An 11,245-nucleotide genomic window follows, 5' to 3' on the forward strand; every position below is an offset into this window, starting at 1 on the left:
AAGCTCGAGGGCGTCCAGCCGATGGCCTGGGCCGTCGATCTGATGGAGAAGGGCCTCAACCCGGCCCGCCACATCAAGGGCGGCGACGCCGTCCTGGACGAAGGGGAATAGAACCGTGGGAGAGATCGAGGACGCGATCGAGCGGGCCGACCGGGAGCACTTCACCCGGCAGCCGCCGAAAACGCTGAAGGGCCAGATCGGCTACCTGCTGCGCCAGTTGGGCAGCGCCAGGGCCGTTGCGGCGGAGCTCGGCGTCACCGCCGACTCCGTGAACCGCTACCGGCGCGGCGCCCGCAAGCACGCCCGTGCCGACGTCGCCTCGAAGATCGACGACGCCGTACGGGCCCGGTGGCAGCCCCAGGTCCGCAAGCGCCGCCGACAGCAAGCAGCCGCCACCGGGATCACCGTGGAGACCCGCGCCCGCTTCGGCTACACCGCCCCCTCCGGAACGACCGACGACGGCCGCTTCCGCCGCCTCACCGTCAAGCTCCCCGCCACCTACGCCCAGCGCCTCTTCGATGCCCGCGACACCGGCGCCAGCGACCAGCAGATGCGCGGAATCATCGCCGAAGGATTTAAGGAAGTGTATTTCCAGGACGGTGGCGGCCGGGCCCTGGGACTGTCGGACGTGGAAATCAACGACATCGATTACCTCGACCTCGAATACTAATTCGGAGCCTTGAATGGCCAGCATCAACTACCCGTACTGAGCCGAAGCAAGGTAGTTGTCACATAGGCAGGCTGGTTGTCACCGGCGGTTGTCGATTGCCTTGGCCAGGAGCGTGGCGTGGTCTTCCAGCAGTGGCTTGAGGGCGCCGTAGTAGGGCTGGTAGTCGGTTGTACGGAGCCAGTGGAAGACGTTGTGCCGCTCTCGGAGCCAGACAGCACGTAGCGCTGGGTCGTGTGCGATATGCGGCGGGCAGGGGACGAAGTCGGGTTCGCCTTCGGTGGCCCGGGTCCAGATGTAGGCGCTGACGGCCAGTCGTCTGCGGTCGTCGCTGATGGGCTTTCGATGGCTTGTGAGGACCGGGAGCTGGGCGAGGATGTGCTGCCAGCTCTCGGGATCCAGGGTCCAGGTGGCGAGGACCTCGCGCCGGTGCTGATAGTCGATGGTGGGGCCCGCGAGGAATTCGGCAGTGATGGCGTCGAGCGCCTGTTCGAAGTCGCGGGCTGTGCCGCTGGTGCGGAGGTGGCGGTTCAGCAGTTGTGTGTAGCCGTTCCGCTTGCCCTGGGGGTTGATCCCGAGGAACTGGGCGGCTTCGTCGAGGCTGCCGCCGCGGGTGCGCCGGACGAGGAAGACCGAGGCACTGCGTCGGCGCATCTTGGGGGCGATGGCGGAGAGGAAGCCGAGGTGCTGTTCGGCGAGGGCTTCGGGCAGGAACGCGGGGATGTGTTCTGGTCTCAGGCCGACGCCGGTGGAGGGGAGGCGGAGTCCGCCTTTGCCGGTGCGCCGGAAGGTGGGAACGATCGTGTCGGCGGCGTCCTGGAAGCGCTCGGAGCAGGCACTGCGCTGCTTCTTGAAGGTTCTGTCCCAGATCAGGTGCCGTGTGGGCGGGATTCCGCTGCGGTTGCGGTTCTCCTCGGGGGCAAGCTGGGAGAGTGCTTCGCGCAGGTCGTCTGCGGCCAGGAGGCGATCGGTGACCTGGAGGAGGCCGGCGCAGACGAACGCGTCGACGGGTGCCCCGGTGGATCGGTAGAGACGGGAGTCGGCTCCTTCGTGGATGGCGAGGTGCTGCGCGACGGCTTCGGCGAGTTGGCGGGTGGTGCCGACAGGCTGGATGCGCGGCCAGCAGATCATGACCAGGCCGGTGAGCAGGATGAGCTCGGTGAAGTACTGCTGGGCCGGCTGTTTCGGACCGCCCGGCCGAAGCAGGCGAAGAATCTTGCGCTGGAGCGCAAGCAGGCCGGGCCCGGGTCGGTGATGGTGCAGTGGGTCATAGGCAAGCGGTGCCCCGCAGGGGTCGTCGTGCCGGCCGTTCTTGGTGTCCCGGACCGTGGAAGTCCGGCAGTGGGTGGGGTGGACTCCGGGGGCGGCGGGACGGGGAAACAACTGGGCCCTGTTGCTGAAGTTGACCGGCTTTCGGCAGTGAGGGCAGAGGTGTTCGAGGAAGACCTCGTGGAGCGGGCAGGCGAAGACGACGGGAAGGCGCCAGAGGATCTTCCAGGGCCCGCCGTGGGCGTGCTGGATGTCGGAGCCGTCGCCGACGAGACAGCGGGGGCAGTAGCGGGCGGTGGTGGGGAACAGCCATCGGTCCGCGTGCATGGAGTAGACGTTGCCGGCCCGGACGTTGGCGACGCCGCTGGCCGCCGGCGGGTAGCGGGAGGCGAAGGGTTCCAATGTCATCGCGCGGACCTCGCGGGGGTCCAGGCGGGTGGTAGCGGCGAAGTTCTTGATCTCGGCCGGTGTCAGCCGCGTCGAGAGTGACGCGCGGGCCCGACCGAGCCGGTCCTGTTCGGTCAGGCCGGTCAGCCGGGCGAGCTCGTGGGGCGAGATGTGCAGGCGGTGGGACAGACGCAGGGCGAAACCGGCCAGCGACTCGCCCTCCAGCGGGTCAAGGCTGAGTCCGAAGGGCCGCCGCCCGGAGCTCATGGCCATGTCAGTCACCCGTGGCCGGCCTGTTCCCGCGGTCGTCAAGGACCGTGTTGCGTCCGCGCCCTCGGCGCGGCTTGGGCTTCGCGGGCGGGGCGGTGTTCTGCGGGATGTCGGGGACCTCACCGGCGCCGGGGTCGAGATCGTCCAGGTTACCGAGGTGGATCGTGGTCTTCGCGAGCAGTTCGGGAGTGAGGCGTTCTTCGCCGGTGAGGATCGCCTCGGTGCAGCTGTCCTCGATCAGACGCCGCAGCAGGCCGACGACACCGCGGGTGCGGCCGAAGAGGTACTCGGGCATTTCGCCGCTGGTGAGCATGCCTTCGAAGGACCGCAGGAGCCGCAGCTGGTCCTCGATGCCGGCCAGGTGATCGAGGAAGGCCGTGATGCTGGCCGGGGTGGAGTAGTCGAACGGGTCGAGATCGACCATGTCGAACCGGCGGCCGGTCTGCGTGGCGGCCGCGGTGCTGTGCCGCCCACTTCGCCCATGGGCGGGGAAGACCCACTGCCCGGTGCGCTGGTCGACGTAGGCGCCGCGCAGGAGTCCGGAGCCGGGGATGTCCACGCCGATCAGGATCAGGGTGACGTTGAGGTCCATCAGTTCGCGGATCAGGTCGAGCGTGTCCTGGTCGTCCTCGCGGTGGAGCCGCAGCCGGGTGATGTCGTCGATCAGCAGGGCAGTGGTGTGATGGTCCCGGATCGCGTCCCGCACCGCTCTGACCAGGTCATCCAGGGTCCCGGGGTGCGGGTTGCCGTAGACGTTCAAGATCGCCTTGCAGAGTCCCTTGGGTGTCGCGCGGACCGGCAGGCGGCAGTAGGCGACGGGCACGAACACGTCCCGGGTGCCGGGGGTCGGGCCGGGCAGCAACTGGTGGTGGACCTCGCGCCAGACGTCCTCGAAGGACGCGGCCGCGTCGCAGGCGGTCTCGGTCTTGCCCTGGAACCCGCCGCCGTTGATCATCAGGCCGTCGCGGGTGCCGGGCATGAACTTCACCGCGTTGTTCTGCAGCCGGCCGCGCATCAGGTTCGCGACCCGCGCGCTCATCGGCGTCTCCTGCAGCCGCATGTTGACGTGCGTCGCGGTGCGGTGTAGATCATGCAGGGCCCGGCGCCGTGGGCTCAGGCTCTGATGCTCGGCCGGTGTGAGCCGGGGTGCGGGCACGAAGGTGCCGCGGATCCTCCGCCACTGCTGCCAGCCCTCCCAGCGGGTGCGGTCCGGCGGTGGGCCGGCCCGCAGAAAGGGGACGACCGCGTGCTCATCCGGCGTCGTCTGATCCACCACGGTCCTCCTCCGGGTCGTCCTCGGGCAGGACGAACACGCTGCGGGCCCGGAAGCTGTGGCCCAGCTCGGGCGGCGGGACGGGCGCGGGCCGGACAACTTCCCGCCGCCGGCGCCGTTCCCCGGCGACCGCGTCCTGCGTCTCGCGGGCCCGGCCCGGCCAGCTCAGCACCGTCGCCGTCCCCTCCTCGGCAGAGGCAGGATGTGGGGCCGGTGCGGGCGTGCTCGGCGGCCGGTCGGCCTGTGCAGCCCTGGCCTGGTGGGCCTCGCGGGCGTGCTCGGTGCGTTGGGACTTCTTCAGCTGGGTCGGCCACTTGCTGACCGGGATGTGCGAGCCGATCAACTCCAGCAGCACCGGCAGCAGCTCGGTGTCCGACTTCGGCTTCAGACCGGCCGCCGCGCGAGCAGGGCGCTGGCCCGCGCATCCCCGAAGGCCGGCATCTGCCCGGCCCGGGGCATGCCCGTCCAAGGCAGCGGGTGCCAGGCATGGCTGAGCGGGTCCTGGAAGAACACCTGACGCCGATCCCGTGGGTCGCGGCGGATGAGCCACTTGCCCTTGTGCTTGCCGCCCCGCGTCGACAGCTCGCCACGGTAGTCCCGCAGGACATCGGCGTCGTCGTACCAAAGTCCACGGATCTTCACCCCGCGGCGCTTGTCGATGCGGACGTAGTGGGCGGGAAGCAGCTCGTAGAACAGCTCCGGGGAGGGGATGTCCATCGCGAAGCCGGTCTGCGCGAACGACGCCGCGAACAGCGAGTTCGGACTGTGCGAGCCGTCCGGATCCCAGGCCGGGGCGTACTCGCCCAGCTTGCGCTTCTGCCAGACGCCGACGATCCAGGTCGCGATCAGGTGCTCGAGCTGGTCGGCCGTCAGCACCGCGTCCGAGGCCGGGTCGGCCCCGCGGTCGGCGACATCGACGCCGGTGTAGCCGACCAAGTGCTCGAACAAGAGCTGGCGGATCACGCCGAAGGCCCGCTCGACGGCGGCCTTGTCGGTCGGCCGCAGCACCCGCGCGGGCAGGACCTGGCAGCCGAGGACCCGCTCGACCTCGACCAGGTGGTGGTTGCGATAGACCGATCCGTGGTCGGTGGTCACCGTCTCCGGGGTGAAGAACGGCAGGCCGGCCACCGCGTGCCCGGCGAACTCGCCCACCACCGCGGCGGGCAGGCCGGGGTAGGGCCATTCCAGGTCCTCGCCCCAGTCTGCCCGCATCGGCAGCGGCATCGTCACGTCCCGCAGCACCATCGCGACGTCCACCGAGGTGTCGGACACCAGCGTCAGCCGGAAGGCGACCAGCGAGTGCGTGCAGACGTCCAGGGCCAGGGTGAGGTGCATCTTCACCGGATCGCCGAAGACGTGCTCGCGGACCATGACCGGCAGCACCGTGGTGTCCAGCGCGACGACCTGGCCCGGCCGGTGCACCAGGACGTGCCCCTGCGACTCCGGCAGATCGGCCGATCTCGCGTAGCGCTGACGGGCGCCGCCGGGGCCGAACCACTCCTTCCAGAGCCGACGCAGGGTGTCGTAGCTGGGCACCTTCGTCTCGGGCCCGAACTCCTCGCGGACGTACTGGCGGATCATGCGGTCCTTGGTCCGCATCGACACCTTCGCCATCCGCTTCGTCTCCTCGCGGACTGCCAGGACCGCCTCCCGCACTTCCTCGGAGACCGTGCGGGTTCCGCCGCTGCGGCGCAGCCAGCGGTCGTCCGCGCAGCCGACCAGCCCGAACCGGCGGCGGGCGTTCTCCCACCGGATCAGCGTCCGGTAGCTGACCGAGCCCAAACCGAGCAGCCTCGCGTGCTGCGGGTCCAGGGCCGCGAGTTCCGCCACCTTCGCGTGCCGGCGCTCGGTGAGCGTCGTCGTCGCCGGGTCGTACTCAGGCTTCGGCTCGCCCGGGCCCGGATGGAACGGGTCACCGGAGCGGAACCCGGTCGCCACTTCCAGCAGGTGGGCCATCCGAAGCCCGGTCAGCTCCAGCCGGCCCGCGTTCAAGTCCTCGGACGCCTTGCGCTGACGGCCCCGGTCGGCCCCCGCCGCCGACGTCCGCGACGACGGCCGGCACTGCGGATGGTTGGCCAGGAACCGGAACGTCATCCGCTCGCGGGTGCCGTCGTCCTTCACCAACTGCACCCGGCCCAGGTGCGGTTCGCGGCGCTCGACCGTCCACTCCGTGCCGTCCAGCACCAGCCCGGCGCCGGGGGAAAAGTTCAGCACCGCCGCCGCGGTCACCGGCCCGCCTCCCCGGCGGGCAACACGAGCGAGCGGTCCTGGAGCGGACCGGCCAGGTCGACGCCCAGCTGCCGGGACCACAGCAGGTGCAGCAGCTGGGCCCGGGCGACCGGCTCGCAGCCCGTCGCCGCCGCGAGCTCGCCGAACCTCCGCCCGCCTTCGGCCTCGGCGAGCAACACCGGACGGAGCCCCAGCGGATCGGACTTCAGCCGGCGCCGCGACGCCATCGCGTCCAGGCCCGCGAAGGCGTGCTCGCGCCAGCGGGCGGCCACCGCGTAGCGCCAGCCGCAGGCGACGGCGACCTCCGCGGCCGCGGCGAACGACTCTCGGTCCGTCTCCTTGATCAACGGCTCGGGCCGTACGTCGATCAGCCAGACGCCGCCGCGGGTCACCGCGAGGTAGTCAGGGGTGTGGGCGCGGCGCTTCCCGCAGGTGGCGAAGGAGATCTTCAGCGGCTGCGAGACGACGTCGACCACGTCGCCAGCGAAGTCCAGGGCCAGCAACACCCGGCTCTCCTCCAGGCTCTCCGCGCCGTGGTGCCGGCCGGTGCTGGTCAGGAACTGCAGGCCAGGACGGTGCCGCTGGTCCCGGCGCCAGGTGAAGTGCCGCATCGGGTCGCTCGTGAGCACCGGCTCCTGTACGAGATCGTGCACCGAGCAGGACGCATCGACCCCGCCGGCCCGCCACGAGACCGCCCACCGCCTCGTCCAACCGTCGCCCAGATCCAGGCCAGACCTGCCCGCGTCGACATCCGCCGACACGAAAAGGTCCTCCCAACTGCATCGATGCGACCAGACGGGCCCGGTGCCAGCGGCTTCGACTACCCTTCCCGACCCAGTACCTGCAGCAGCCATGAGCCCATGGAAGCGCCGCGAAGAACCTCAGGCTCCCGATCTTCGTTTCTGGTGGCAGAAAGACTGCTGAATGAGCATCTGTGACAAGTCGGATGCCTCGTGTGGCAACCAGGCTGCCTCGACCATCCCCATTCGCCAGCTCAGCCGGTGCCGTAACGAGCTTCGGCTCATGAAGCGGGTCACCATCGTGCGCGCAGCACGCCGTCACTGTCGGGTAGAACGGCTTGGAGCAGCGGACTGCGTTCGTCGGTGTAGAGGGACAGGGCGCAGGCCGCTCGCGCGTCGGCTACCAGGGCAGCGAGCTCCTGGCACTGGGTCTCATCGACGGTCACGTCTCTGATCGTTCCGTCCTTCGTCTCCCAGACGAACTCGATGTGCCATTCGGACGGCAGTGCGGTCAGGACCGCGCCGACGTCGGGTTGCAGGTCGGGCCAGACGGTCAGCAGGGCGCGCGGGCCGAGACCGGCGCGCACCGTGTTGAGGTTTTCCGTGGTGAGACGATGCCAGCGTGTGGCATTGACGATGTGGGTTTCCTCCAGGAGCAGGCCCTGTCGCGTCGCCAGCTCGGCGCGTACCGACGCCCAGAAGCCTTCGTCGGCGGCTTCTGTCACCTCTGGTTCCGCGGTGTAGGGGGAAGCCACCATCGGTTCCACGAAGAGGCCGAGTTCCCGCGTACGGGCCACGGCATCCGTGCAGGGTCGGTCACTGCCCACGTACACGTACTGGTCCCATCCGACGTGCACGGTAAAAACGTCTCCCGCCTCCAGCCGGCACCAGGCGCCCTGCTCACGGAGCATGACGCGGATCAGCTCCAGGGCCACCTCCAGGGAGACCTCGGCCCCATCGTGGTAACCGGTGAGGTCAGCCGGGAAGAGCCCGCTAAGACCGTGCCCTTCGACCGCCGGCTGGGCACCGAAGTGGACGAACCCGGTGACGGAGGGCTCACGGATCTCCAGCCGGTCGATGCCCGCAGCTTCCGCGAACGCGGAGACCGCCTCCAGGTACGCGGCCTCGACTGGCCCATGGTCACTGACCGCCTCCTCCGCGCCCCGGTAGCTGCCGTGTTCGTCACGGTCGGCGGGGTCGTACTTCGTGATCCGGTGAGCGAAGGCAGGCGGCACGCTACTCCTAGACAAGGTGGAAGGTAGCGCCAGCGTAGGTCCCGAGCCGAACTCGCAGTTCGCGGTTCCGCTGCACAGCCCGACAGATCTTTCTGGTGACAGAAAGACTGCCGAATGAGCGCCTGTGACAAGTCGGATGCCTCGCGTGTGACAACCAGGCTGCCTCGGTCGCCCCCACTCACCAGCTCAGCCGGTCCCGCTGGTGACAACTCCTGAGCTTCGGCTCAATTCGGCGGGCCGCCGCAGCGCCCGGCGACGGCCCGCTCTGCTTCCTCGATCAAGAATGTGAGACCGAAGATGACCACACCCTGGCATCGCCTGGCCGCCGACCGCCGACCGGCAGGCTCGCGGGTCCCACCGCTCTACGATCCAGCCCGCGCCGCCCGCATCGGCCGCCGCGTCGTACGCCGCCGGGCGAAGGGCATGGACGCCGGCGCCGTCGCGGCGGCCCTCGAGGACGCGCGCTTCGACGCCCGGCAGGCGTCCCGGCGCGAGGACCTGGCTGGCGACGCCCGCGGCCCGGCGGAACTCGCGGAGTGGGAACGCATCGACCGGCTGCTCGCCGACGCCGTCCCGGGCACCGTCTACGACCCGGACACCGACGACGTGGTCCAGGCCGAGCTCGACGCCGACGCCGCGGCCGCCGCCGCCCGGGAAGCCGAGCTGCGCGAATCCGCCCTCCTCGCGGCCCGCGCCGACGAGTTCCAGGCGCTGCGCGAGCTCGGCACCCTGGAGCAGACCGAGCCCCGCACCGGCGACGAAGCCGTACGCGACGAACTCACCCGGCGAGCCGGCGGCTATGTCCAGACCGACGTCGACAACTGGCTCGCCCACGCCCTGGCTGCGCACCGCGGCCACTACCGCGACCCCGCCGCCCGCGAAACCGCAGCCGGCCTTCTCACCGCGCCGGTCCTCGCGCACGCCGCGCTGCTCGCCGAACTCGCCCACCTCGCGCCCGGCGCTGGCTCCGACGAGCTGGCGTTCACGGCCCGGCTCGCCACCACCGAACCGGAAGCGGCTGGCGCGCTCGCCCGCTTCCTCGTCCGCGCCCGCTCCGACGCGAGCTGACCTCACCTTGCGCAACCTCCCAGTTCTCCCAGCACCCTGGGAGATGACCTGCGAGGACCTGGGAAGTCAGGGCCTGAAATGCCCCTGATTGTCTGGGATGCCTAAGAGCCTGGGAGGCTCTTTTCCCTGGTAGACGCATACCGGGGAGGTGAGCTGGGAGACGGGGAGGCGGAGACAGAGCATGCTGACCTCTGACAGGTGATCTTGGACGTTTGCCATCTGACTTTGACGGTCCCAGGGGTGCTCACGGCGGTGCTCTTCACGCCGATGGGATGATCACTGGCCAGGACGTCCGGCAGCGTGGGAGCAGTTGATGGGCAGGCGGGAGATGCGGCGGAAGGTTCATGCTCCGCTGCGTCGAGCAGGCTTGCAGGTGCTTGAGGGCGGGGTGCCGGAGAGTCCTTTGCCGGTGTTCGCGGTGGGCGCGACGGTCAGTTGCGGCCACGGGACGGGTCGGCGTGACGCGTACGTCGACTTCGACGCCCCGTCCCTCATCGAGCGTGCCAACCAGGGCTGGTACGACTTGGCGACCTCTTTCGGGCTGTTCGGAGCTGACCGGGAGTTCCTGCTTGCCCTGCCGGCTTATCTTCCTAGCGCGCGGGCGGCATCCCGACACCGGAAGTCCGTCTGGCGCCGAGTGCGCCTGCTGGACGACTGGGACGTTATGGGCGCCGGATGCGCGATCCGTCGGGGGGTGAGCGAGCACGGGTACCCCGAGCACCTGCTCGGCTCAGGCGCTGGCCGCCCGGAGTTCGCCATGCTGGCCCTCGACAGCACCGTCGCGGTGATCGGGACCACCTGGCAGAGCGGCATCAGCTCCCTGGCCGTGCCCGATCCGAGCGACACAGAACCCGTACGCAACGCGATCGGGTGGGCGGCGACCAGCGAATGGGACTCCCGCGAGGAATGGTTCATGGGGGCTCCCCGCTCGGACCGCGCTGAGGCACTCGCGTGGCTGCGACACCACGAGCCGAGCACGCCACAGGCATAGAACGGCACCAAAGCCGATGGTCAAAGTCACCTGGCAATCGGTCAAGAACATCTGTCAGAAGACAGCCGGGACCGGTTGCCGGTCCGGCGGGCTGTCCCGTCCCGAAGGATCTGGTTCCCATCTCAAGTGATCTGGTTCGATTCGCTTCTCGTCTCAGGGGCCCTGGCTCGCCGAGTATCGACCGGACATCCAGGCTCGACCACCTCACAGACACATCCAGCAGTAGAGCTGCTCGCCGGCTTCGAGAGCCCTCCTTGCGAGGAGGATGAGTTCTTCAGCCACCGGCTGCATGTCTTGGACGCGCGCTCCGTGCAGCTCTTCCGCTTGCACCCATCTGGCGACGATGGTTGGCACTTCGGAGTCGCGCACAGCCGCCAGAGTGTCCCGTACCAGGGGATTGAGTTCGGATACCCACGGTCCCGTCACCCACGGGTCGTCCTCGTCCTCGAGGCCGTCAGGGCCGGGTACCGGGGAGGTCGGCCACAGGGGCACCTCCTCGACCAGGTCCACTCGCCACTGGACCTGCCGGATGGCAGCAATCAGCATCGCCAGGACGACGGTCGGATCCACGTGCTTGGCCTCAACCCCATCGACGACAGGGAGCCCTGCGCTGAGCGGGGACCCACCATCCGCCCGCTTGAGCTCCTCCACAACCGATGCGGCATCCACCGCTCGGAAGTAGTCAGTCAGAGCGCCCATTGCTTTCCTCGTCAGCTTTCAGTTCGTGGGCAGGTAGTAGATCAGGCGCCGCCCGCAGTCGTCTGAGAATCCGCCTCGCAGGGCGTCTCGAACGAACCGGTCGCCGCAGGTCGCACCCCGACCGCCGGACCAGATCCTTTGAGACGGGACACGGGCCACCGGCTGGCGGGGCCGGTGCACCGGCATGCGGGGCCGGTGGCTGCCGGTCACCTGCCGGTGCCTCGCCGGTCCGATTCCGGTGCGCCTGCCGGTCCGCTGGGCATCCGCTGACATCCGTCCAGCAACCGCTAGCCAGACAGATCCCGGACTGGCTTCGTTGATCTCTAAGAGGATGTCTCACGTGGCGATCCTGGTGAGTTTCCTGTAGCAGGTCAGGGCGGCTGCGAGCCCGAGGAAGGCGAGGAAGTGGGAGCCCTT

Annotated in this window: 8 protein-coding genes and 1 pseudogene; 3 read left to right on the forward strand and 6 right to left on the reverse strand. The window is 69.6% G+C overall.

The window, feature by feature from the left end; translation table 11 throughout:
* Positions 1-115: 115 nt before the first annotated feature.
* Complete coding sequence (gene tpg / locus ACFYPN_RS33375) at positions 116-670, forward strand: telomere-protecting terminal protein Tpg (RefSeq protein WP_358766109.1); 555 nt, start codon at positions 116-118, stop codon at positions 668-670.
* 78 nt (positions 671-748) lie between these two features.
* Here the strand turns inward: tpg and ACFYPN_RS33380 are convergent, their stop codons facing one another.
* From ACFYPN_RS33380 to ACFYPN_RS33400, 5 genes and pseudogenes are all read right to left on the reverse strand, one after another.
* Positions 749-2,596: a TniQ family protein gene (locus ACFYPN_RS33380; RefSeq protein ID WP_358766111.1), complete on the reverse strand. Its 1,848-nt coding sequence runs from the start codon at positions 2,594-2,596 to the stop codon at positions 749-751.
* A gap of 1 nt (position 2,597) precedes the next feature.
* Positions 2,598-3,866, reverse strand: coding sequence for an AAA family ATPase (locus tag ACFYPN_RS33385; RefSeq protein ID WP_358766113.1), 1,269 nt, complete (start codon positions 3,864-3,866; stop codon positions 2,598-2,600).
* Positions 3,844-6,095 (reverse strand): annotated as a pseudogene (locus tag ACFYPN_RS33390) (transposase). The gene ACFYPN_RS33385 and the pseudogene ACFYPN_RS33390 overlap by 23 nt, the downstream one beginning before the upstream one ends.
* On the reverse strand, positions 6,092-6,856 hold the full coding sequence (locus ACFYPN_RS33395; protein WP_358766117.1) for a TnsA-like heteromeric transposase endonuclease subunit: 765 nt from the start codon (positions 6,854-6,856) through the stop codon (positions 6,092-6,094). Before ACFYPN_RS33395 ends, ACFYPN_RS33390 begins: the two are co-directional and overlap by 4 nt.
* A 272-nt stretch (positions 6,857-7,128) precedes the next feature.
* Entirely contained in the window at positions 7,129-8,070 is a 942-nt protein-coding gene (locus tag ACFYPN_RS33400; protein WP_358766118.1) for an RNA-binding protein, read from the reverse strand.
* A 297-nt stretch (positions 8,071-8,367) separates the two neighbouring features.
* Between ACFYPN_RS33400 and ACFYPN_RS33405 the strand changes: the two genes are divergently transcribed.
* Both ACFYPN_RS33405 and ACFYPN_RS33410 read left to right on the forward strand, forming a co-directional pair.
* Entirely contained in the window at positions 8,368-9,138 is a 771-nt protein-coding gene (locus tag ACFYPN_RS33405; RefSeq protein ID WP_358766120.1) for a hypothetical protein, read from the forward strand.
* A 367-nt stretch (positions 9,139-9,505) separates the two neighbouring features.
* Entirely contained in the window at positions 9,506-10,129 is a 624-nt protein-coding gene (locus tag ACFYPN_RS33410; RefSeq protein ID WP_389303637.1) for a hypothetical protein, read from the forward strand.
* Between the two features lie 204 nt (positions 10,130-10,333).
* Here ACFYPN_RS33410 and ACFYPN_RS33415 read toward each other — a convergent pair whose 3' ends face one another.
* Positions 10,334-10,828, reverse strand: coding sequence for a hypothetical protein (locus ACFYPN_RS33415; RefSeq protein WP_389303640.1), 495 nt, complete (start codon positions 10,826-10,828; stop codon positions 10,334-10,336).
* Positions 10,829-11,245: the final 417 nt, after the last annotated feature.

The organism is Streptomyces sp. NPDC005576, from assembly GCF_042871745.1.
In the GTDB taxonomy this organism is placed as follows: domain Bacteria; phylum Actinomycetota; class Actinomycetes; order Streptomycetales; family Streptomycetaceae; genus Streptomyces.

Excerpts from the sequence above, each read along its gene's own strand:
- ACFYPN_RS33380 (WP_358766111.1), bottom strand. The coding sequence starts at position 2,596 with ATGGCCATGAGCTCCGGGCGGCGGCCCTTCGGACTCAGCCTTGACCCG.
- ACFYPN_RS33405 (WP_358766120.1), top strand. The coding sequence starts at position 8,368 with ATGACCACACCCTGGCATCGCCTGGCCGCCGACCGCCGACCGGCAGGC.
- ACFYPN_RS33415 (WP_389303640.1), bottom strand. The coding sequence starts at position 10,828 with ATGGGCGCTCTGACTGACTACTTCCGAGCGGTGGATGCCGCATCGGTT.